Origin of the sequence: Pseudotabrizicola sp. L79, from assembly GCF_036553525.1 — a bacterium.
Lineage (GTDB): Bacteria > Pseudomonadota > Alphaproteobacteria > Rhodobacterales > Rhodobacteraceae > Pseudotabrizicola.
This window is the reverse complement of record NZ_JAZHDA010000046.1, coordinates 1-22,307: the sequence shown is the minus strand read 5'-3', so window position 1 is coordinate 22,307 and position 22,307 is coordinate 1. Positions and strand designations below refer to the sequence as shown.

Sequence of the window (22,307 nt, the reverse complement as noted above, 5' to 3'; positions counted from 1 at the left end):
GGACGGCGTTCTGCAATATTGGCCTGTCGTCTAACGCCTTGCTGGCCGGAAAGCCAGATGCAAGGGCGGCACATTATCCGAACTCAGCGTCACCAGACGCCGCGGGGGCCAGAATCAGCCCCCGTCACCCGGGCGCGCGCTCTATCATCCCCAATCGCGCAGGCGGGCGACGTAGCGGGCCATGGTGTCGACTTCGAGATTCACCAGATCGCCCTCTTGCACCGCGCCCCAGGTGGTGGCGTTTTGGGTGTGGGGGATGAAGTTGATGCCGAAATCGGTGCCCTCGACCTCATTCACCGTCAGCGAGGTGCCGTTCAGCGCGACCGAGCCTTTCGGTGCGATGAATTTGGCCAGTGTCTGCGGTGCGCGGAAGGTGACGCGCAGGCTGTCGCCCTCGGGCAGCACACGGATCACCTGCGCCACGCCATCGACATGGCCCGAAACGATATGGCCGCCCAGTTCATCGCCCACTTTCAGCGCGCGTTCCAGATTGACGCGGGTGCCCGGCTGCCACCCCGAAAGGTTGGTTTTTGACACGGTTTCCGCCGAAATCTGCACATCATACCAGTTACGGGGCTGGGTGCCGGTGGCGATGACCGTCAGGCAAACCCCGTCCGAGGCGATAGAGGCGCCGATGTCGATGCCGGCCACATCATAGGATGTGCCGATGCGGGCGCGCAGGTCGCCTTCTTGCCGGGTTTCCAGAATTTCGCCGATATCGGTGACAATGCCTGTGAACATGCGCGCACTCCCTTTGGCCCAGAGGTAGCTTGGGGCGGGCGGGGGCGCAAGATGGGCGGCAAGAATGCCTCAGATTTGCCGGGTTTAAAGGCTAATGGTAACGAAAGGTTCAGATCTTGCGTTGACCTTGCACCGGGATGACCAGAGAAAGACGGCATGACGATTACCGGGCAAGACCGCCGCTTTTTGTTTTTGCAGGGGCCGCATGGGCCCTTCTTCCACCGTTTGGGGCTGATGCTGCAATCGGCACGGGCCGAGGTGTGGCGCGTGGGGTTCAACCGTGGCGACCGGGCCTTGTGGCCCAATACGGCCAATTACATCGCCTATCGTGGCCGGGGCGAGGATTGGCCCGCCTTTGTGACCGCGCTTTTGGCCGAAAAGGCGATCACCGATCTGGTGCTGTATGGCGATACCCGGCCCATCCACGCCGCAGCCGTGCTGGCGGCCAAGGCCGCGGGCGTGACGGTGCATGTGTTTGAGGAAGGCTATCTGCGCCCGCATTGGGTGACCTATGAACGCGATGGCACCAATGGCCATTCGCGGCTGATGCAGATGAGTGTGGCACAGATGCAGGCGGCGCTGGACCGCGCCGAGATGGATCAACCCGAGGCCCCGGCCCATTGGGGCGACATGCGCCAGCATATCTTCTGGGGTGCGCTGTATCATTTCTTTGTGCTGATGGGGTTCTGGGATTACCGCAATTTCCGCCCCCATCGCAAACTGACCGTCTGGCAAGAGTTTTTGTTGTATTGTCGGCGCCTGCTGCTGCTGCCGTTTCATCGCTGGCAACGGATGCTGGCCGAATTTCGCATCCGCCATGGCGGCTTTCCCTATCATCTGGTGCTGTTGCAACTGGAACATGACGCCAGTTTTCAGAAACACTCGCCCTTTTCGACGATGGCCGAGTTTCTGGCCGTGGTGATCGACGGTTTTGCCAAGGGGGCGGCCCCGCATCATCATCTGGTGTTCAAGGCCCATCCGCTGGAAGACGGGCGCGCCCCGATTGCGCGCGACATCCGCAGGCTGGCAAAGGCGCATGGGGTGACCGGGCGTGTGCATTTCGTGCGCGGCGGCAAGTTGGCGCATCTGTTGAACCATGCGCGCAGCGCGGTGACGGTGAATTCCACCGCCGCCCAGCAGGTCTTGTGGCGCGGCATGCCGCTGAAATGCTTTGGCGCGGCGGTTTATGCCAAGCCTGAATTCGTCTCGACCCAAAGCCTGCCCGACTTCTTTGCCCGCCCCACCCGGCCCGACAGCCGCGCCTATCGCGATTACCGGCATTATCTGCTGGAAACCAGCCAGATCACGGGCGGGTTTTACAGCACACGCGGGCGGCGCGAATTGCTGCGACAGGTGGTGGATATGATGCTGGCCGCCGAAGACCCCTATCAGGCGCTGGAGTCTGGAAGCGCGGCACCACGGCAACAGTTGCGGCTGGTAAACTAGCCCCCTAATCGAACGCTGGCATTTTATTCCGCCTTTCTGTAGGTTTGGCGGCAAAACTTGAGGCAAATCCAATCAAAGGAGCCCGAGCAGTGAAAGTTCTGACGACAAGGGCGGTGAAAACCGCAGCCCTTGCCGTGCTGTTGGCCAGCACGGCCGCCTGTGGTTTGCCACGGTCGGGGCCAAACAAGGCCGAGATCTTCAAAGGGTCGGTCCTGCGCGAAGGCGATGCCTTTATCGTGACGGTGAACCAGCGGGTGACGCGGGCCACGGCGGTAACGCCGGCGCTTGGCTTCTCATCCGCCTTCCAGAATGCCGGTGTGGTGGGGTCGGATACGATCTCGGCCGGTGATACGCTGGCGCTGACGATTTTTGAAAACGTGCGCGACGACCCGCTTTTGGGCAACACCGGCCAGCGCGTCTCGGCGCTGAGCGAAGTGCAGGTCGATGGGCAGGGCTATATCTTTGTGCCCTATGCCGGCCGGATCAAGGCCGCCGGTCAGACGCCGGACGGTCTGCGCCAGGCGATCACCCGCAAACTGGATGCACAAACGCCTGACCCGCAGGTCACGGTGCAACGGGTTGCCGGCGATGGCTCGGCGGTGTCGGTTGCGGGGTCGGTCGGGGCGAATGGTGTCTATGCGATCGAGCGGCCAACGCGCACGCTGTCGGCGATGATTGCGCGGGCGGGGGGCGTGTCGATTGAACCTTCGGTCGCGATCATCCGTGTGACGCGCGGCAAGCAGACGGGCAGCGTTTGGCTGCAAGATCTGTATGCCAACCCGGCGCTGGATATCGCGCTGCGGCCCGGTGACAAGATCGTGGTCGAGCAAGATACCCGCGCCTTTGTGGCGCTGGGGGCGACGGGAGCGCAAAACCGCGTGCCGTTCGAGACACAGACCCTGTCGGCGATCGAGGCGATTGCGATTGTGGGCGGGCTGAACACCAGCCTTGCCGACCCGACGGGCGTCTTTGTTTTCCGCAACGAACCGGCGGAAATCGCCAATTCGGTGCTGGGGCGCAAGGATTTGCAGGGCGATCAGCGCATGGTCTATGTGCTGGACCTGACCCAGCCGACCGGGATGTTCGAGGCGCGTGATTTCGTCATTCGCGACGGCGACACGGTTTATGTGACCGAAGCCCCGTTTGTGCAGTGGCAAAAGACGCTGTCGGCCATCACCGGCACGGCGGGGGCGGCGGATTCGATCGCCACGGCCGGTTCGGGCGGCTGAGGCCGGTTTGGCGCCCCTGCCCGACGCAAAACCACCTGCCGCCGGGGTCATCCCCCGGCGGCTTTGCTTTTTTAACGGCGGCTTTTTGTGGAACCATCGCCTGCGCCGGATTCTGGCGCTGGCCGGACATGATCTGGTGCCGGGCTGGCCGCGTGCCGAAGATGGCGTTGTGGTCTGGGGCCAAAGCCCCTATGCCGCGCGGGGCGAGGCAGTGGCGGCGCGCTGCGGGGTGCCTGTGGTGCGGATCGAGGACGCCCTGCTGCGATCGGTGCGGCCCGGCCGGGCGGGGGATGCGCCACTTGGCCTGCTGATCGACCCGTTCGGGGTGCATTTCGATGGCCGGGGCCTGTCGGTGATCGAGCATCATCTGATGACCAACCCACTGGATGATTCGAACCTTTTGGCCCGTGCCAAGGCCGGAATGGCGCGGATCCGGGCCAATGACTTGTCAAAATACAATATTCACCGGCCAGAACTGGCGCCGCCCGAGCCGGGCTATGTGCTGGTGGTGGATCAGACTTTGGGCGATGCTTCGGTCACGGCCTCGGGGGCGGATGCGGCGCGATTTGCCGAGATGCTGCTCACGGCGCAAGAAGACCATCCCCAGGCGCGGATCGTGATCAAGACCCACCCCGAAACCGCGATGGGGTTGCGCAAGGGCCATTTCACCGCACCGGCGCTGCCCGAGCGGGTCACGCTTTGCGCCGATGCGGTGTCGCCCTGGGCGCTGCTGGAAGGGGCGATTGCGGTTTACACCGTTTCGTCGCAACTGGGATTTGAGGCGATTTTGGCCGGGCACAGGCCGCATGTTTTTGGCCAGCCCTTTTACGCCGGTTGGGGGCTGAGTGTGGATCACTTTCCGCTGCCCCGGCGCAATCGGCGCCTGACACGGGCGCAACTGTTTGCCGCCGCGATGATCTTGGCCCCCACCTGGTATGACCCCTGCCGTGACCGGCTGTGCAGCTTTGAAGAGGCGCTGGACCAGTTGGATGCCGAGGTGCGCAGCTTTCGTGAAGATCGCGACGGCCATGTGGCGCTGGGAATGCGGATGTGGAAGCGCGGGCGGCTGCAAGCGGTGTTTGGCCGGGAAACCCCGCTGCGCTTTGTGACCAGCCCGCAAAAGGCCGTGGATCTGGCGCAAAAATCGGGACGGGGCCTGTTGGTCTGGGCGGGAAAGGCCCCGGCGGGGCTGAGCCTGACCTCGGGCCCGGTGCGGCGGGTCGAGGATGGCTTTCTGCGCTCACGCGGGCTGGGGGCAGCTTTGGTGCCGCCCCTGTCGTTGGTGACCGATGATCTGGGGATCTATTACGATCCGGCCCAGGAAAGCCGGTTAGAGCGGCTGATCCTGTCCCCCCTGCCTGAGGGGGCCAGCCTGCGCGCGGCACGGCTGCGCGAGCGGCTGGTGGCCCTAGGCCTGAGCAAATACAACCTGACGGGGGCTTTGCCCGACGTGCCACAGGGGTGGCGGATTCTGGTGCCGGGTCAGGTGGAAGATGATGCCTCGGTCTTGGCGGGCGGCGGCACGGTGCGCAGCAATCTGGCCCTGTTGCAGGCGGTGCGGGCGGCGCATCCCGAGGCGGTGATCATCTATAAACCGCACCCGGATGTAGAGGCGGGGTTGCGACCGGGGGCCGTGGCGCCGGGTGAACTGGCGGGGTTGGCAGATGTGGTGGCGCATCACGCCGACCCGGTGGCGCTGATCCTGGCCTGTGATGCGGTGTGGACGATGACCAGCCTGCTGGGCTTTGAGGCGCTGATCCGGGGCAAGCCGGTGACGTGCCTTGGCGCACCGTTCTATGCGGGCTGGGGGCTGACGCATGATCTGGGGCCCGTGCCCGAACGGCGATTGCGCCGCCCCGATGGCCAGCCGCAGCCGCGCCCGACGCTGGAGGCGCTGATCCATGCCGCGCTGATCGCCTATCCGCGCTATTACGACCCCATCAGCCGCCGCCCCTGCCCGCCCGAAGTTGCAATCGAGCGCTTGGCACAGGGCGACATCCCGCATCCGGGGCTGGGCAACCGCCTGCTGGCCAAGTTGCAGGGGCGGTTCGCCAGCCATGCGCGGTTCTGGCGTCAGTAGATATAGCGGATCTGATCGGTCCAGAACCGCTCAAGCCGTTTGAGAGAGCGGTTCACATCTTCCATCCCTTCGGCGTCGATGATCGATTTCTTGATCAGCACATCGACATGGCGGGCAAACAGATCGTTCAGAACGCCGCGCACCGCCCTGCCCTTTTCCGTCAACCGCACCCGGACCGAGCGGCGGTCAAGTTCCGAACGCTGATGGTGCATATAGCCCAGTTCGACCAGCTTTTTCAGGTTATAGCTGACATTCGAGCCCTGATAGTAACCGCGCGATTTCAACTCGCCCGCCGTCACCTCATTCTCGCCGATGTTGAACAGCAGCAACGCCTGCACCGAATTTATGTCCAGCAGCGACAGCCGTTCGAATTCATCCTTGATCACATCCAGCAGCAGCCGGTGCAGCCGTTCGACCATGGCCAGATTGTCCAGATAGCCCGACAGCAGCATCTGGGGGGTGCCATCCAGCACCGGCGAGTGTACGGGCGATTGAAGCATGATCCATCCTTTTACCTGCGGGTATCGGGGCAGAATCAGCACAAACAGAAAACATTTGGTAAACTTGAGGGGAACTTGTTTCAGTTCTGGCGCAGGCGTTGGCGCGCAAATTCCGCAATTTCGCCTAAAAAGCCCGCGAACCGGGGGGGCGGCGTGTCATTGCCCAGAATCCAGGCCATCAGATCCTGATCATTTTCGGCCAGAAGCTGATCGTAAAGATCAAGCCGTTCGGGCGACAGCCCGGCCAGATGCGCATCAGCCCAAGGGCCAAGCACCAGATCCATTTCCTTGGTGCCGCGCCGCCAAGAGCGCATGGCCATCCGTTTCAACCGGGCCTCGTCCGTTTCCATCATCATTCCTCGTCGCGCAAAAGGTGCCGCAACCTTTTTTCCATCTGCCCCATTTCGGTGGCCAGCGCCAGCAGTTGTGCGCGCATCCGCCCGAGGTCTTTCAGCGCAGTCTGTGCATCATCCGACAACAGCCCCGCGGTTGCGGGCGCATCCAGCCCATCGCCCTCGCCCGTCAACAGCCAGCGCAGCGAGACATTGAGCATGCCCGCCATCATCTGCAAGCGATTGGCGCGGGGTTCTGAACTGTCATCCTCCCACGCGCGGATCGAGGTGACGCGGACCCCAAGCCGCTTGGCCAATTGGTCTTGTGTCAGGCCCGCCGCTTCGCGCGCGCCGGCCAGACGGTCGCCAAAGGTGGCCACATCGCCCGAATACCAATCATCGGTTTCTGCCATCTTGCCTCTCCTTGCCTGTGATAACGCTTGATCGCTGATCAGGCGGACCATAAGAGCTTGGACCGGAAAAGACAAATCAGGAGCCGAAGATGCCTTTCCTGTCGGATACGCTGGCGCGTGTGAAGCCATCGCCCACCATCGCCGTGACCACCAAGGCCGCGCAACTGAAGGCAGAGGGCAAGGATGTGATCGGCCTTGGCGCGGGCGAGCCGGATTTCGACACGCCGCAGAACATCAAGGATGCCGCCGTGCGGGCCATTGCCAGCGGCAAGACGAAATATACGGCCGTCGATGGCATCCCCGAGCTGAAGGCCGCGATCTGCGCCAAGTTCCTGCGCGAAAACGGGCTGACCTATACGCCGAACCAGATCACGGTCGGCACCGGGGGCAAGCAGATTTTGTATAATGCGCTGATGGCCACCTGCAATCCGGGGGATGAGGTGATCATTCCGGCGCCCTATTGGGTGTCTTATCCCGATATGGTCGAGCTGGCGGGCGGCACGCCTGTCGCGGTGGTGGCCGGGCTGGAGACGAATTTCAAACTGACGCCCGAACAGCTTGAGGCCGCGATCACGCCCAAGACCAAATGGTTTATCTTCAACAGCCCGTCGAACCCGACCGGGGCCGGCTATACCTGGGATGAGTTGCGCGCGCTGTGCGATGTGCTGCTGCGCCATCCGCAGGTCTGGATCATGACAGATGACATGTATGAGCATCTGGTGTTTGGCGATTTCAAGTTCAGCACACCGGCGCAGGTGGAGCCTGCCTTGTATGACCGCACGCTGACCTGCAATGGCGTGTCGAAAAGCTATGCCATGACGGGCTGGCGCATTGGCTATGCCGGGGGGCCGGTGGCGCTGATTAAGGCCATGGGCACGATCCAGTCGCAATCGACATCAAACCCCTGCTCGATCAGCCAATTTGCCGCGCTTGAGGCGCTGACCGGGCCGCAAGGGTTTTTAGAGGAAAACCGCAAGCTGTTTGAACGCCGCCGGGATCTGGTTGTGTCGATGCTGAATGCCGCCGAAGGGCTGACCTGCCCGAACCCGGAGGGTGCGTTTTACGTTTACCCCGATATTTCCGGCTGTATCGGCAAGGCCACCAAGGGCGGCACGATCATCACCAATGATGAGGTCTTTGCCACGGCCTTGCTGGAAGAAACCGGGGTTGCGGTGGTGTTTGGGGCAGCCTTTGGCCTGTCGCCGAACTTTCGCGTCAGTTACGCAACGTCAGATGATCTGCTAAAGGAAGCTTGTGGCCGTATTCAGCGGTTTTGTGCCTCGTTGACGTAAAGGGTAAATTATGGCGGGCGACCTGCCGACATATTATTTTCGTATTCGTGAAAATGGCGCTGTCGTGTTCAAGGTGGATACCGAGAACCGGCAGCGCCGCATCGAGATGGAGGAGATTGCCGTCGTCAATGTGAAGAACGGCAATATCAAACCCCATGGCGACCGCGCCCTTGCTGCCGACGAACGGGCCGAGATCGAGGCATGGCTGCAAGAGCGCATCGCTGTTCTGGCGGCGCGGGATCTGGATGATATCTTGCGTGCCGTCGATCATATGAACCTGACGACACAATGGGCGCAATCCAAGGCGACGGATGCCCAGCTAGAGCAAGTGACGGACCGCCTGCTGCTGGCCATGCATGATTTGCGCACGGTTCTGGTGCGCAAAAAGGCCGACCGGTTGATGAAGGACGAGAACAAGGCAGCCGAATAGCGGTTGGCTTGTGCATCAACCACCGGATCAATCGTGCTGGGGGGCCTTACCTGACGGGGCGATATAGGGCCGGGTTACATCATCCAGATGCAGGTCCAACGCCTCGACCTCCAAGGCAATGGCCCCGTCGCCTGCCAGGGTCAGGGTCAGGGTGCCGCTGCCCTCGGCCCCTTCGGCAAAGCTGACCGACAGCAGCGACAGAACCGTGTCCTTGTCGCGCGGATCAATGCCCTGGCTGCGGGCCCGCAGCACGCCTTCCATCACCAGCAGGCTGCGCACCCGTTCAAAGGGGCGACCCGCCGCGCGGGCGGCAGGTTCATCTTCCCAGCGAAAGCGGTTCAGCAGGATGGCAAAGCGATGCGCCTTGCGATCATAGCGAATCTCCGAGGCCGGAAAGACCGCGTCTTGCACCAGCGCCGACAGCACCGGGATGTCGGCCGGGGCCTGCGCGATCAGGCGAAGCGGGCCGTCGTCGCCATCCTGAAACCGTGCATCCGCCATCAGTTGCCCTTGACCCGTTCGATCTTGGCCCCGCAGGCCGAGAGTTTCTCTTCGACCCTCTCATAGCCGCGATCAAGATGATAGACCCGGTTCACCAGCGTTTCACCTTCGGCGGCGAGGCCCGCCAGAATCAGGCTGACGCTGGCGCGCAGATCGGTGGCCATGACAGGGGCGCCGCGCAGTTTTGCCACGCCAGTCACGGTGGCCGTGCCGCCGTGAACATCGATCCTTGCGCCCATCCGCATCAGTTCTGGCGCATGCATGAAACGGTTTTCAAAGATCTTCTCTTCCAGCACTGACGTGCCCTCGGCCGTGCACAGCAGCGCCATCATCTGCGCCTGCAAATCGGTGGGAAAGCCAGGGAAAGGCTCGGTGGTGACATTCACCGCCTTGACCCGGCCGTTCTTGCGGCTGACCTTAAGGCCGCGGGCAGTTTCGGTGACAGACACCCCGGCCTCGTCCAGCTTTTCGGCAAAGGCTGCGACCAGTTCCATCCGGCCCCCCAGGCATTCCACCTCGCCGCCGCAGATGGCGGGCACCAGCATATAGGTGCCCAACTCGATCCGGTCGGTCACAACCGGATGGGTGGCCCCGTGCAGGCGATCAACGCCTTGAATGGTAAGGGTGCTGGTGCCCTCGCCGTCAATCTGCGCCCCCATCTTTTGCAGGCAGCGGGCCAGATCGACGATTTCGGGTTCGCGCGCGGCGTTTTTCAGCACCGTGGTGCCCTTGGCCAGCGTGGCGGCCATCAGCGCATTTTCGGTGGCGCCAACCGACACGAAGGGGAATTCGAACGTCGCCCCGCGCAGACGCCCGCCGGGGGCTTTGGCATGCACATAGCCGTCGCGCAGATCAAGCTCGGCCCCCATCGCCTCAAGAGCCTTGAGGTGCAGATCGACGGGCCGCGCGCCAATGGCGCAGCCGCCGGGCAGCGATACGATGGCATGGCCATCACGCGCCAGCATCGGGCCCAGCACCAGAATCGACGCGCGCATCTTGCGCACGATGTCATAGTCAGCCGTGTGGTTGTCGATGCCATGGCTGGACAGGGCCAGCACCAGCCCATCTTGCAGGCTGGCGACCTCGGCCCCCAGCGATTGCAAAAGCTGCGTCATGGTGCGGATGTCGGACAGGCGCGGCGCATTGGTCAGCGTCAGCGGCTCTTCACTCAGCAACGTGGCCGGCATCAGTGTCAGGCAGGCGTTCTTGGCCCCCGCAATCGGGATCACCCCATTAAGTGCGCCATTCCCCTTGACCAGAATCGAATCCATACGCCTGCCTTACTCTGTGCTGTGCGGGCCTGCGCCCGTGTCTGAATCTGTGCCATCCGGCACTGCCTGCCCGGCGCTGCGCGCCTTGGCTTGCGCCTTGCGGCGGGCCATATTCGCCTTAAGCGCAGCCTTCAACCTGTCTTCGCGGGTCATTTTGCCGGAAGGCCGCGGTGATTTGCCAAATGGGGGGACATTGTCGTGCATCATGGCCGACCTTCTAGCGCAGCCGCGACTTTGGGTCCAGTGAGTGCGGAAAAGGGGGTTGCGCTGGGATTCATTTCCCTCTAATCAGCCGCCCAACGCACCTGACACGGTGCACGGCGCTGCAGTAGCTCAGTGGTAGAGCACTCCCTTGGTAAGGGAGAGGTCGAGAGTTCAATCCTCTCTTGCAGCACCATCTCCCCCCCCTCGATGATGACGCGACGCGACGACGGGCCGCTGGTTTTGGGCGCCTTGGTTTGGCGCTTTTGCGGTGCGGCGTGGCGGATGTTGTGGGCGCGTGGGGGGCCAGGTTGGGGGGCGCGGCGCAAGGGCCATGGGCGGCTGCATTGGTTTGGCGTGATCAAGCAGGCCCCGCAATTGCGCGGAAAACCGCCACAGCTGGGGCGCCTGATGGCGGTAAAATGTAGGTCTTGGGCTGAGAATCCGTCCATTTGCATGCGCAGCATAGCAGGAATGCGCCGACAGCATAGCAAGACATCTGGCGCGGGGGATTGGAACCTGCCAATTCAGGAGTCTCATCCCCGAATCAAGGTGTTGGAGTCGTTATGCCGGTTTTGTCGGATCATAAAGCCCGTGTGACGCGCAGGTCGTTGCTTGCCGGAATGGGCGGTGCGGCGATGCTGCTGTGCAGCACCAGCCTTGCAGGTCAGGCCCGTGCCCAGACTGCCGCCCCCGCTGCCGACCCGACAGTGGCCGCGCCAACCACACCGACCGCACAGCCCTTTGACTTTGATCGTCTGACGGCGGAAATGCAGGGCCTGTCGGCAGCCCCCCCCGTGGCAGCGGAACGGGCCGAGGGCTTTTTCACCGATTTCGTCTATGACGATTATCAGTCGGTGCATTTTGATCCCAAGCGGGCGCGCTGGTCAGACTCGGATGCGGGCTTTCAGGTTCATGCCTTTCATTTGGGCTGGCTGTTTGCCGAACCCGTGCGGATGTTTGAGGTAGAGGCAGGGCTTGCCACGCCGATGGTCTTTTCGACCGACGATTTCCTTTATTATGACCGTGTGAAAGACCGGGTGCCTGCGCATGTGCCGCTGCCCGGTGTTGCCGGTTTCCGGCTGAATGCGCCGCTGAACCGGGCGGATCTGTTTGACGAAGTGGTGGCCTTCCTTGGCGCCAGCTATTTCCGCGCCCTTGGCCGGGGCAATGCATACGGCCTGTCTGCGCGCGGCTTGGCGATCAACACCGGTCTGGGCAAGCCCGAGGAATTTCCGCGCTTTTCACGGTTCTGGCTGGAAAAGCCTGCCCCCTTTGCGCGGGATGTGACGGTTTATGCCGCGATGGAAAGCACCAGTTGCACGGGGGCCTATCGCTTTGTCATTCGCCCCGGCACCAACACCGAAATGGATGTGACCGCGCGCCTGTTCTTCCGCAGCGAGGTAGATCAGATGGGTGTGGCGCCATTGACCTCGATGTTCCTGTTCTCGGAAAAGAACCGCGCCAATTTCGACGATTTCCGGCCGAATGTGCATGACAGCGATGGTCTGTTCATCCAGCGCCGTGATGGCGATCTGATCTGGCGGCCGCTGAACAACCCTGTCCGGCTTAGCGAGTCGTGGTTTGTCGAAGACAGCCCGCATGCCTTTGGCCTGATGCAGCGCGACCGCGATTTTGAGAATTATCAGGATGCCGCCGCCCATTATGAGCGTCGCCCCTCGGTTCTGGTCGAACCACTTAGCCCGTGGGGCAAGGGGGCTGTGCGGCTGGTCGAGATTCCGACCGATCTGGAAGTGAACGATAATATCGTGGCGTTCTGGGTGCCCGAAGCCAAACCTGTGCCCGGCCAGATGCTGGAATTTGCGTATCGGCTGCACTGGGGCGCCCTGCCCGCCGACCCGACCGGCGACAAGGCCTATGTCAAGGAAACCCGCGCGGGCACAGGCGGTGTGTCGGGCGTTGAAAATACCGAAGGCACACGCAAATTCGTGGTGGATTTTGCTGGCGGCATGCTGGCCTCGCTGCCTGCGGATGCCGAGGTCAAGCCGGTGGTCACGATTTCCGGGGGGGCGATCACCGTTCAGACCTTGCAAAAGATCGAAGGCCCGAACATCTGGCGCTTTGTGATTGACGTAAAGCCAGAACCGGGCGCGACGGTGGAACTGGTCGCCCATGTCGCGGGTTATGGTCGCAAACTGACAGAGAACTGGTTGTATCAATGGGTCACGGCATGAACATGCATGTATCGAACGTCGGCACCGAGCGCCGGCAGGACGCTGATCTGATTGACGTCATGGCACCACCACTGGCCCCCTTGGCGATGCCAAAGCAGGTTCTGACGGTGCAGGCGGGGCCGGTGCGTCTGGCGCTTGGCGCTGTGTTTGCCCTGATGGCGCTGCTGCGGCCGGGCCAACGGCGCGCGGGCTAAGCCATGCAACGGGCCAAGGCCCCCATGTCTTCGGTGATGCGGCGGGCCAGTGTTGCGCGCGGCTTGGCGTTGTCGTCCAGCCTGCTGGCCGCCACGGCCGCCAGCCTTGTCTTCCTGATCTATGGGGCCACCGACGGCCTTTCGGTCATCGACATGCTGCGCAGCGGGTTGATCTTGCTGTCCACCTGGTGGCTGGCCTGGGGGGCTGCGACGGCCCTTTTGGGCCTGCCCTCGCGCCACGATGCGCCTGCCCCCGCCCGCACGGATGGCCCGATCACCGGCAAGACCGTGGTGCTGGTGCCTGTCTATAACGAAGATCCGCAGGTCACCTTTGCCCGCATTGCGGCAATGGACGACTCGATCCGCGCCACGGGCACGCAGGCGCGCGTTGATTTCGTGGTGCTGTCAGACACAAGGGACGAGGCGATTGCATCGGCCGAGCGCAGGTGCTTTGCCCAGCTTGTGGCGCGTCAGAATGGTGTGGGTCGGCTGTTCTATCGCCGCCGCGACAAGAACACCGGGCGCAAGGCCGGCAATATCGAGGACTTCATCACCTCGTCGGGGGCGGCGTGGGATTATGCGCTGATCCTTGATGCCGACAGCCTGATGGAAGGTGAAACCATTCTCGAGATGATCCGCCGGATCGAGGCCGAGCCTGCGCTTGGTCTGTTGCAGACCCTGCCCCGCGTGATTGGGGCCCAATCCGTGTTTGGCCGGGCCATGCAATTTGCAGCGGGCTTTCACTCGCCGGTCTTTGCGCGCGGGTTGGCCGCGATGCAGGGCAAGGCGGGGCCGTTCTGGGGGCACAATGCGATTGTGCGTATTCGGGCCTGGTCTGAAAGCTGTGGCCTGCCCGAACTGCCCGGACCGCCCCCCTTTGGCGGCCATATCCTAAGCCATGATTACGTCGAGGCTGCCCTTTTGGCCCGCGCGGGCTGGACGGTGCGTCTGGATGACGATCTGGACGGGTCGTATGAAGAGGGGCCGGAAAACATCATCGACCATGCCAAGCGCGACCGGCGCTGGTGTCAGGGCAATCTGCAACATGCGATGATCGTGGGTGCCCCCGGCCTGCTCCCCTGGAGCCGGTTTTCCCTGATCCTTGGTATCTTTGCCTATATCGCGCCGCTGATCTGGCTGGCATTCATCGCGGCTTCGGTTGCGGCGGCCTATTGGGGCGGAGAATTGAACTATTTTCCCGTGGCCAACTGGCCCTTCCCCGTCTTTCCCAATGATGAGACGCCAAAGGCGATCGGTCTGGCTGTGGGGGTGTTTGGTCTTTTGGTGATGCCAAAGCTGCTGGTCTGGGCCGAAGCGGTGGTTACCGGGCGCGCCAAGGGCTTTGGCGGCGCGGGCCGCAGCCTGCGGGCGATGCTGTCGGAACTGGCGCTGTCGTCGCTGATTGCGCCGGTGCTGCTGGCCTTTCAAAGCCGGTCGGTGTTGCAGGTTCTGTTTGGCCGCGATGGCGGCTGGCCCCCCAACAACCGCGGCGATGGTGGCCTGCGTTTTGCCGAAGCCTGGGCCGCTGGCGCCTGGATCAGTGCCTGGGGTTTGGGGGGGATCGCGCTGGCAAATGTGCTGGCCCCCGATCTGACGCTGTGGCTGTTGCCCGTGGCACTGCCGATGGTGCTGGCCCCTGCCCTGATCTGGTGGACATCGCGCCCTGCGGCCACGGGCCGGTTTCTGACACCTGAACAGGCCAGCCTGCCGCCGGTTGTGTCGCGCCATCATGCTGTTCTTGCGGATTGGGCCAAGCCCACCAAGGAGGTGAAAGTTGGCTGAGACACCGCATGTCCGTGATCTGAGGATCGACCTGTTCCGGGGCCTTGCCCTGGTGATGATCTTCATCAACCACATGCCCGGCACGATCTGGGAAAATTTCACCTCGCGCAATTTCGGCTTTTCCGATGGGGCCGAGGGATTTGTGCTGATGTCGGGCATTGCCACCGGGCTGGCCTATGGCACGGTGTTTCTGCGTGGCGCGCCTGACTGGGCACAGGCGCTGCGGCCATGGCGGCGGGCCCTGACGCTGTGGTGGGTGCATGTGGTGGTGGTGCTGTGCATTCTGGCGCTGTTTCTGGCCACATGGCATGATCCGGCGGTCGCCAGCATGGCGGAAAAACGCAATATCATTCTGGTGCTGCAAGACCCAGTCTTCATGGTCTGGCCTCTGGCCCTGTTGGGCCATCAGTTCGCCTATGCCGATATTCTGCCGTTGTATGTGGTGCTGATGCTGGCCGCCCCTGGCCTTTTGGCGCTTGCGGTGCGCTGGCCGCGGGCACTGATGCTGGGGTCACTGGCCTTGTGGTTCTTTGCCGGGCTGTTTCGCATCAGGTTCCCGACATGGCCCTATGACAACGGCTGGTTCTTCAACCCGATGTCGTGGCAGGTGCTGTTTGTTGCGGGCATTCTGACCGGGCTGGCCTATCGGCAGGGCCGCCGCTGGTTGCCGATCCGACGGTGGGCTCTGTGGTTGGCCACGGGCTTTGTCGTGATGGCTGCGATCTGGGTTCAAGTGCCGGTGGTGGCGGCCTGGGGCGGGCATGGGCTGTGGATGCTGCATGAATATGTCGGCGTGCCGCATGTGTTCACCTCTTTCGACAAGGGTTATCTCTTTGCGCCGCGCCTGCTGCATATTCTGGCCCTTGCCTATATGCTAAGCGCCCTGCCCGCGCTGAAGGGCATGGCGGCAAGCCCGCGCGTGGCGTGGCTGGTGCTGCTGGGGCGCAATTCCTTGCCGGTTTTTGCGGTCAGCACCGTGCTGTCTTACATCGGTCAGGTGATCAAGACGATGACGCCGCCGTCATTCGTGCTGGATACGGCGCTGGTGGTGGTCGGGCTTGTGCTGCTTTATCTGGTGGCCCGCCTGCGCGAGGGGCAAAAGCGCACGCAGGCCAAGGGTCAGCACGCCGGCAAACCCGCCCTGCAAGGGCAATGAACCCGGCCTAGGGTGCCACGATCAAGGCCTTGCCCTCTGGCCCGTCGAAATAGGCCGTGCAGGCATCCAGAAACATCTGCACCATCCGCCGCCGTGGCCCCGGCGCAAATCCCAAGGACAGGCTGACCCCAGCCGTCGCCCCGGCGATCGACAGGCAGGCGGTCGCGCCTTCGGCATAGGGCGGGGCCAGCCGCGGGCGCATGTTCAGCAATGCCACCCCCACCCCGGCCGCCACCAGCGAGCGCACCATTTCCGTCGAGTTGGCGGTGGCGACGATGCGATAAGCCTCGCCGCTGGCCTCGAGCAGATCAAGGTAATAGGCCCGCGCCGCCGGACGGTCGAGCAGGATCAGCGGCTGTTGCGCGATCTGGCCGATGCTGGCACGCCCCTGCCCGGCCAAGGCGTGATGGGCGGGGCACAGGCAATAGGTGGGTGCAAAGATCAAGGGCTGCACCTCGATCTGCGGGGTCGGCAGTTCGGCCACGAACAGGATCACGTCGAATTGGCCCTCGACCAGCCCCTTTTGCGCGCCCGTATTGTCGCATTCGGTCAGCGTCAGCGACAGGCCCGGATGCGCGGCCATCAGCGGCGCGGTGATCGCGGGCAGAAAGGCCGGTGCAATCGGGGCATTATAGCCAATCGACAAACTGCCCGAGAGGCCCGATTGCAGATCGGCCATATCGGTGAACAGCAGGTCATAGCGATCAAGCAGATCATCAATCCGCCGCTGCACATCACGCCCGGCGGTGGTGGGCGACACCCCTTTGGCGCGCGCGCGGGTGGCCAAAGCCATGCCAAAGGCCGCTTCGGCCTGATCCAGCGCCGCCGCGATGGCAGAGGGTGCGACATGCATGGCATCGGCCGCGCCCGTGATGCTGCCCCTTTGCAAGACAGCTTGCACATAGCGCAGGGCACGCAGGGACAGATCCATCGACAAAACCTCGGAATTTCCGAGGTAGTATCGCGGATAATACCGTTTTTCCAAGCATGAATTTCACGCCATGCTGCGGCCATCCACAGACAGGGGCCCAACCATGAAATCCAGAACCAAAGTCGTTGTGATCGGCGGTGGCATTGCCGGCTGTTCCACGTTGTATCACCTGACCCAAGAAGGCTGGACCGATGTTGTTCTGGTCGAACGGAACGAGCTGACCTCGGGCACCACCTGGCATTCGGCGGCGCAGGTGACGAATTTCGGCATGACCCAGACGATGGTGGGCCTGAAGTCGCATTCGATCAAGCTGTATAACGAGTTGGCGAATGATCCCGACTATCCGATCAATTACCACCATGGCGATGGCGGCATTCGTCTGGCCAATACGCCCGAACAGATGCAGGGCTATCGGCATTTTGCCTCGATGGCGCGGGGCATGGGTGTCGATTTTGAAATCATCGACCCCGAAGAATGCGCGCGCCGCCACCCGCTGATCTCGACCGAGCGCCTGTTGGGGGGCCTGTGGGATCCGATGGATGGCGATATCGACCCCGCACAGCTGTGCCAGGCCCTGGCCCGCCGCGCCCGCAATGCCGGGGCCGAGGTTTACCGCAACACCCCCGTCACCGGCCTGACCCAGCACAAGGACGACACCTGGACGGTTCATACCGAACATGGCGATATCGACTGTGATATCGTGGTCAACGCCTGCGGCTACCGGGTGAACGAAGTGGGGGCGATGATGGGTGTTCACCACCCGGTCGCCTCGATGGAGCATCAGTATTTCCTGACCGAGCCGATTCAGCAGATCGTCGATTTCGGCAAGCGCGTGCCCCTGCTGCGCTGCCCGATCGATGATTTCTACTCGCGTCAGGAAAAGCAGGGCCTGCTGGTCGGCTTTTATGAGCAAGACTGCCGCACCTGGGGTTTGGATGGGATCGACCCGAATTTCGTGAATGCTTTGTGCCCGGATGATGTGGAACGGGTGATGCCGGTGCTGGAAAACGTGTTCAAGCGCATGCCGGTGCTGGCCGAAATCGGGATTCACACCATCGTCAACGGCCCGATCACCTATACGATTGACGGCGCGCCTTTGGTGGGGCCCATCCCCGGCAAGCGCAACGCGTTCTGCATCATCGGTCTGCGGGCCGGTCTGGGCGAAGGCGGGGGCCATGGCTGGCTGCTGGCGCAGCAGATCGTGCATGGCGAAGCCTGCTATGACACTTGGGTGATCGACCCCCGCCGGTTTGCTGGTCATACCAATGTGGAACTGACCGCGCTGAAGGCGATCGAGGATTACCAGAACGAATTCCGCTTTCACTTTCCCCATGAACACCGGCCTGCCGGTCGGCCTGCCAAGACCACACCGCTGACGCCGGTTCTGGCCGCCGAAGGGGCCGAATTCACCGTGGTCAATGGCTGGGAACGGGTGGATTACATCAAGCCATCGCCCGATTTTCACCCCAGCCTCAGCTTCAACTTCGACGAGGCCTTTGACATCATCGGGGCCGAGGTGCGCAATGTGGCCGAAAATGTCGGCCTGACCGAAGTCAACGGCTTTAACCGGATCGAGATCACCGGGGCCGACCGCCACGCCTTTCTGGATCGCATGTTCTGCGGCACCGTCACCAAGCGCGACGGACGCGTTGGTCTTGGCTATCTCTTGAACCACCACGGCTGCATCAAGGGCGAGGCGACTGTGGCCAATCTGCCCGCCTCTGACCGGGGGCCGGCGCGGGTTTGGTATGGCTCGGCCGCGGCCAGCGAGTTGCACGACATGGATTGGCTGAAGGCCCATCTGCGCCCGGACGAGGATGTGCAGTTGCGCAGCCTGACCAATGACCAGACCATTCTGGTTCTGGCCGGACCCAAGGCGCGCGATGTGCTGTCGGCCTGTGCGCGCGGCGATTGGTCACGCGACGCCTTTCCGTGGCTTTCGGTGCGCGAATGCTTTGTCGGGTTTGCCCCGGCCACGGTTCTGGGTGTCAGCTTCTCGGGCGAGTTGGCCTATGAAATCCACGTTCCCAACGCCTCGCTTTATGCGGCCTATCTGGCGCTGCGGGCGGCGGGTCAGGCGCATGGCCTGCGGCTGTTCGGGGCGCGCGCGGTTGACTCGATGCGGATGGAAAAGGGCTTTTTGCACTGGAAGGCTGATCTGCTGACCGAATTCGACCCGTTCGAAACCGGGCTTGCCAAGTTCGTCAAGCTGGACAAGGGCGATTTCGTGGGCAAGGCCGCATTGGTACAGCGCCAGGCCCAGGGGCTGGGCAAAAGCCTTGTCACGCTGAAGATCAACGCCACCCATGCGCCTGCGCGCGGCGGTGCCTCGGTGATGCAGGACGGCAAGGTGGTGGGCACGATCAGCTCTGCCGACTGGGGGTATCGCACCGGCCTGAACCTGGCCTATGCCTTCATGACCCCGGCCCTGGCAGAAATCGGCACCAAGCTGCATCTGGATATGTATGGCGATCTGATCGAGGTCGAGGTCATCGCCCCATCGCCCTATGACCCCGGCTTTGCCCGCATGCGCGCCTGACAAAGGCCGCTAAATTACGCAGATGAGAGGCCCGTCAAGAGCCACTCATCTGCACAAAGCGCAGCTAATCTCGCAAACCGCTCTACAGCCCCAATAGGGATCAATCTTCTTAGCCCTAAGTGACTATTCTTGCCGTGCGTAAAGCGCGGAAAGGATGGTTTCGCAGGGCGGGGATCTGGGCGGCCTGCCGATTTGCGCTCTCGGGCGCCGGTGCGCTTGCGAAATCGCATACACGCTTCACTTGTGGGCAGTCTCGACCAGCCACCTGAACGTAACACCGGCGGCCTCCGTGCGTTTGGTCCCACGGCGCGCGAGAAGGAAAAAGTCGCCTTGTCCATTCAGGGTCTGCGGAGCGGCCTGCATCAGCCGCCCGGCATCAAGGTCTGCCGAGACAAGGAACCGGCTTGCCAACGCGACACCTTGTCCCGCGAGTGCAGCATCGATGGCCAGCGTCGTCTGGCTTAGGCGGATGTCACGACTGCGGCTTTGCGCGATGCCGCATTGTTTCAGGAAGGCAGGCCAAAGATCGTGCGAGTCGTGCAACTTGGGCATCGACGCAAGTGCTGCGTTGTCGAGCTGATCGCCATAGCCAGAAAGCAGGCCCGGAGCCGCAACAGCGACAATCTCTTGATGAAACAGCAGATGGGCCTCCAGCGCAGCACCGAAGGGCGGGTTGCCCAGGCGCACGGCAAGGTCGATCCCGTCGGCATGAAAACTTGAGACCTTTTCTGTCGCCAATATCCTGAGGTCGATTTCCGGGTACCTGTCGGTGAATCCGGGCAAATGCGGAATAAGCCATTTTGCAGCAAAGGTTGGTGTGACACTGATCAGCACCTGAGCCGCCTCGGGCCGCAGCACCGCCGAGGCCTCGCGCAGGATCGCGAACGCCTCGAGAATCCGGGCGTGATAACCGCGGCCCACCACAGTGAAGGCCAACCCTTTAGGCAGCCGCTCGAACAAAGGCAGGCCGAGATGCTCCTCCAGCCCACGCACCTGCTGGGCAACCGCCCCCTGCGTTACGCCAAGCTCGTCTGCGGCCCCACGAAAATTCAGATGTCGCCCGGCAGCTTCGAAAGCGCGCAGGGCGTTGAGCGGAGGAAGGTCGGTCATATGCCAGTAGTATTTCTATCGTCATGTCGCGTCAATTCTTGTTCGCCTGCGTGCCATAGCAGCGTTATAGCTTTGTCAAAGAATTGCAGGAGGCCGACATGGCACTAGAAAAAGTTGCGCTGATCACCGCTGGCGGCAGCGGCATGGGCGCCGATGCGGCGCGTCGGCTGGCCCAAGACGGGTTTCGCGTCGGCATCCTATCCTCATCGGGCAAGGGTGAGGCGCTTGGGACAGAACTGGGCGGTTTCGGCGTGACCGGATCCAATCTTTCGGGCGATGCCCTCTCGGCGCTGGTCACGGGGGCGATGGATCGCTGGGGCCGAGTCGACGTGCTGGTCAATTCCGCCGGTCACGGCCCCAAAGGCCCAGTGCTGGATATCTCGGATGACGACTGGCACAAGGGCATGGAGGTCTATCTGATGAACGTCATCCGCCCCACACGGTTGGTGACGCCGATCATGCAGGCCCAGGGCAGCGGGTCGATCATCAATATCTCGACCTTTGCCGCTTTCGAACCCGATCCGCTCTTCCCCACCTCGGGGGTGTTTCGCGCGGGGCTGGCGTCGTTTACCAAGCTGTTCGCTGACAAATACGCAGCGCAGAACATCCGCATGAACAACCTACTGCCCGGCTTCATCGACAGCCTGCCCGAGACCGAGGACCGCCGCGCGCGCATTCCGATGGGCCGCTATGGCAAGGCCGCCGAGGTTTCGTCGCTGATTTCTTGGCTGGCGTCTGATGAGGGCGGTTACATGACCGGCCAGAACCTGCGTATCGATGGGGGGCTGACCCGTGCCGTCTGATACCGCTCTGCCAGAGAGCAACAGGACGCCAGACCGCGCGCGCCTGGCCTTCGTGATCAAATGGACAGCGTCGATCATCCAGATTCTCGGGTACACGGCGACCGGCTTTGGCTGGACGCCATGGAACCTGTACCTGTTCTTGGTCGGCGTGCTGGGATGGTTTGCAGTCGGCGTGATGTGGAACGATCGGGCACTCATGCTGATCCACATCGTCGCGTTGGGGGCAATGATCGCGGGCATGACAAGCGTTTGAATTAACAGAACGAACCGCCCGCAGCTTACCGCAGGGCGGTTCAGCCAACAACCAAACAACCGCATCAAATATGTTCAGGTTTGCTGAGAGGGCACCCTCAGCATTTGCTGGCGGTATGTATCCGATGGGCCAGGAAGAGCGCGGTTGTTTCACCGTTTAACCTGTAAGCCGGCAGGCGATGCTTGCATCGCCCTAAGGCCATGTCAGAGTTTCCCACCCTACCTCTCGTGTCGATTTCCACCAGGCGATCGGCTTGACCACTTCTCGGTGAGAAAACGGCTCTTTGTGGATTCCGTCCACAGGTGCGACGCAGTGGTTGGCTATCTAACCAGCGTCGAATTCTCCTTCAGCAAGCATAAAGCTCCGCCATCGCTACACACCATGCGGCCAGCGCACCCAGCCGCAGCCCCCTTCGCACATCCCTGCTCTGTTCCCTTTGAAAGTGATCGCAACATGGGACGGAGGCTTGGTGGGGTTAAGACACAACACACTGGAGAGACGAGGAATAATCTGGCGAAACCGAATTCGGCGAGGTGCACCCGAGCAGAGATCGAGCGCCGCTCCGAACCCGGACCGCACAGGATCGGCAGTGTAAAAGGCTCGCATATGCTACGCAAAGGCCTTTGGAAACACAACAATTTCCGCACTATTGCAGCCGAGTGACTGCGCGTTCGCCAAGGATGATGGCTGAATAGCCCCTAGTTTCCTAGACGCCTTGCAGTTTCAGTTTCTGCTGCTGTTCGAAGTCGATCGGTGACAGCATCCCATTCCTAACGTGTTTGCGCTGCGGGTTGTAGAAAAACTCGATGTAGTCGAACACGTCTTGGCGCGCTTCTTCGCGGGTTTTGTATTTCCTGCGACGGATGCGTTCGCGTTTGAGCAGGTTGAAGAAGCTCTCTACGACAGCA

General features: G+C 62.4%; 22 protein-coding genes and 1 tRNA gene. 13 read left to right on the top strand and 10 right to left on the bottom strand.

The features are described 5' to 3' along the window. Window positions 1–144 precede the first annotated feature (144 nt). Complete coding sequence (locus tag V3C85_RS08455; protein WP_331794652.1) at window positions 145–741, bottom strand: riboflavin synthase; 597 nt, start codon at window positions 739–741, stop codon at window positions 145–147. A gap of 156 nt (window positions 742–897) precedes the next feature. Here V3C85_RS08455 and V3C85_RS08450 point away from each other — a divergent pair, with 156 nt between their 5' ends. The 3 genes from V3C85_RS08450 (at window position 898) to V3C85_RS08440 (ending at window position 5,496) form a co-directional block, all read left to right on the top strand. Beyond that, entirely contained in the window at window positions 898–2,187 is a 1,290-nt protein-coding gene (locus V3C85_RS08450) for a capsule biosynthesis protein (protein ID WP_331794651.1), read from the top strand. A gap of 89 nt (window positions 2,188–2,276) precedes the next feature. Further along, window positions 2,277–3,416 (top strand): polysaccharide biosynthesis/export family protein, encoded by a 1,140-nt coding sequence (locus tag V3C85_RS08445; protein WP_331794650.1) that lies wholly within the window; start codon window positions 2,277–2,279, stop codon window positions 3,414–3,416. A 7-nt stretch (window positions 3,417–3,423) separates the two neighbouring features. Further along, the gene (locus tag V3C85_RS08440) at window positions 3,424–5,496 is read left to right on the top strand and encodes a capsular polysaccharide biosynthesis protein (RefSeq protein ID WP_445941998.1); all 2,073 of its coding nucleotides are present in this window, start codon (window positions 3,424–3,426) and stop codon (window positions 5,494–5,496) included. Here the strand turns inward: V3C85_RS08440 and V3C85_RS08435 are convergent. From V3C85_RS08435 to V3C85_RS08425, 3 genes are all read right to left on the bottom strand, one after another. Beyond that, on the bottom strand, window positions 5,490–5,996 hold the full coding sequence (locus V3C85_RS08435; protein ID WP_331794648.1) for a MarR family winged helix-turn-helix transcriptional regulator: 507 nt from the start codon (window positions 5,994–5,996) through the stop codon (window positions 5,490–5,492). The two genes, V3C85_RS08440 and V3C85_RS08435, sit on opposite strands and share 7 nt — an antisense overlap. 80 nt (window positions 5,997–6,076) lie before the next feature. Continuing rightward, complete coding sequence (locus tag V3C85_RS08430; RefSeq protein WP_331795260.1) at window positions 6,077–6,349, bottom strand: FAD assembly factor SdhE; 273 nt, start codon at window positions 6,347–6,349, stop codon at window positions 6,077–6,079. Next, window positions 6,349–6,741, bottom strand: a complete 393-nt coding sequence (locus tag V3C85_RS08425; RefSeq protein ID WP_331794647.1) for a helix-turn-helix domain-containing protein — start codon at window positions 6,739–6,741, stop codon at window positions 6,349–6,351. Before V3C85_RS08425 ends, V3C85_RS08430 begins: the two co-directional genes overlap by 1 nt. A gap of 89 nt (window positions 6,742–6,830) precedes the next feature. Between V3C85_RS08425 and V3C85_RS08420 the strand changes: the two genes are divergently transcribed. Further along, entirely contained in the window at window positions 6,831–8,033 is a 1,203-nt protein-coding gene (locus V3C85_RS08420; RefSeq protein WP_331794646.1) for a pyridoxal phosphate-dependent aminotransferase, read from the top strand. Window positions 8,034–8,043: 10 nt separating this feature from the next. Further along, window positions 8,044–8,463, top strand: a complete 420-nt coding sequence (locus tag V3C85_RS08415; RefSeq protein ID WP_331794645.1) for a hypothetical protein — start codon at window positions 8,044–8,046, stop codon at window positions 8,461–8,463. A gap of 27 nt (window positions 8,464–8,490) precedes the next feature. Here the strand turns inward: V3C85_RS08415 and V3C85_RS08410 are convergent, their stop codons facing one another. Genes V3C85_RS08410 through V3C85_RS08400 form a run of 3 tightly spaced genes read right to left on the bottom strand, consistent with a single transcriptional unit; the run spans window position 8,491 to window position 10,439 of the window. Further along, window positions 8,491–8,964 (bottom strand): DUF2948 family protein, encoded by a 474-nt coding sequence (locus V3C85_RS08410; protein ID WP_331794644.1) that lies wholly within the window; start codon window positions 8,962–8,964, stop codon window positions 8,491–8,493. Beyond that, window positions 8,964–10,235 (bottom strand): UDP-N-acetylglucosamine 1-carboxyvinyltransferase, encoded by a 1,272-nt coding sequence (gene murA, locus V3C85_RS08405; protein ID WP_331794643.1) that lies wholly within the window; start codon window positions 10,233–10,235, stop codon window positions 8,964–8,966. Before murA ends, V3C85_RS08410 begins: the two co-directional genes overlap by 1 nt. A gap of 9 nt (window positions 10,236–10,244) precedes the next feature. Beyond that, window positions 10,245–10,439: a hypothetical protein gene (locus V3C85_RS08400; protein WP_445942010.1), complete on the bottom strand. Its 195-nt coding sequence runs from the start codon at window positions 10,437–10,439 to the stop codon at window positions 10,245–10,247. A gap of 118 nt (window positions 10,440–10,557) precedes the next feature. On the opposite strand from V3C85_RS08400, the gene V3C85_RS08395 reads away from it, so the two are divergent. From V3C85_RS08395 to V3C85_RS08375, 5 genes are all read left to right on the top strand, one after another. Beyond that, a tRNA-Thr gene (locus V3C85_RS08395) sits at window positions 10,558–10,632 on the top strand. 370 nt (window positions 10,633–11,002) lie between these two features. After that, window positions 11,003–12,631 carry a glucan biosynthesis protein gene (locus V3C85_RS08390; RefSeq protein ID WP_331794641.1) on the top strand — a complete coding sequence of 543 codons (1,629 nt, stop codon included), beginning with the start codon at window positions 11,003–11,005 and terminating at the stop codon, window positions 12,629–12,631. Further along, entirely contained in the window at window positions 12,628–12,825 is a 198-nt protein-coding gene (locus tag V3C85_RS08385; protein ID WP_331794640.1) for a hypothetical protein, read from the top strand. Before V3C85_RS08390 ends, V3C85_RS08385 begins: the two co-directional genes overlap by 4 nt. Window positions 12,826–12,849: 24 nt before the next feature. After that, window positions 12,850–14,607, top strand: coding sequence for a glucans biosynthesis glucosyltransferase MdoH (gene mdoH, locus V3C85_RS08380; protein ID WP_331794639.1), 1,758 nt, complete (start codon window positions 12,850–12,852; stop codon window positions 14,605–14,607). Continuing rightward, window positions 14,600–15,763 (top strand): OpgC family protein, encoded by a 1,164-nt coding sequence (locus V3C85_RS08375; protein ID WP_331794638.1) that lies wholly within the window; start codon window positions 14,600–14,602, stop codon window positions 15,761–15,763. Before mdoH ends, V3C85_RS08375 begins: the two co-directional genes overlap by 8 nt. A 7-nt stretch (window positions 15,764–15,770) precedes the next feature. Here the strand turns inward: V3C85_RS08375 and V3C85_RS08370 are convergent, their stop codons facing one another. Next, a complete protein-coding gene (locus V3C85_RS08370) occupies window positions 15,771–16,748 on the bottom strand; it encodes a LysR family transcriptional regulator (RefSeq protein ID WP_331794637.1) in 978 nt (325 codons plus the stop codon). A gap of 49 nt (window positions 16,749–16,797) precedes the next feature. On the opposite strand from V3C85_RS08370, the gene V3C85_RS08365 reads away from it, so the two are divergent. Then, window positions 16,798–19,233: a GcvT family protein gene (locus tag V3C85_RS08365; protein ID WP_331794636.1), complete on the top strand. Its 2,436-nt coding sequence runs from the start codon at window positions 16,798–16,800 to the stop codon at window positions 19,231–19,233. A gap of 237 nt (window positions 19,234–19,470) precedes the next feature. On the opposite strand, the gene V3C85_RS08360 is transcribed toward V3C85_RS08365, so the two are convergent. Beyond that, window positions 19,471–20,343, bottom strand: a complete 873-nt coding sequence (locus V3C85_RS08360) for a LysR substrate-binding domain-containing protein (protein WP_331794635.1) — start codon at window positions 20,341–20,343, stop codon at window positions 19,471–19,473. A 98-nt stretch (window positions 20,344–20,441) separates the two neighbouring features. Here V3C85_RS08360 and V3C85_RS08355 point away from each other — a divergent pair, with 98 nt between their 5' ends. Together V3C85_RS08355 and V3C85_RS08350 are read left to right on the top strand one after the other, a co-directional pair. Then, a complete protein-coding gene (locus V3C85_RS08355) occupies window positions 20,442–21,146 on the top strand; it encodes an SDR family oxidoreductase (RefSeq protein ID WP_331794634.1) in 705 nt (234 codons plus the stop codon). Further along, window positions 21,136–21,399 (top strand): DUF6552 family protein, encoded by a 264-nt coding sequence (locus V3C85_RS08350; protein WP_331794633.1) that lies wholly within the window; start codon window positions 21,136–21,138, stop codon window positions 21,397–21,399. The genes V3C85_RS08355 and V3C85_RS08350 overlap by 11 nt, the downstream gene beginning before the upstream one ends. A 706-nt stretch (window positions 21,400–22,105) precedes the next feature. Here the strand turns inward: V3C85_RS08350 and V3C85_RS08345 are convergent. After that, window positions 22,106–22,307, bottom strand: a 202-nt coding sequence (locus V3C85_RS08345; RefSeq protein WP_331794632.1) for an IS3 family transposase, incomplete at its 5' end; no start/stop codon positions are given.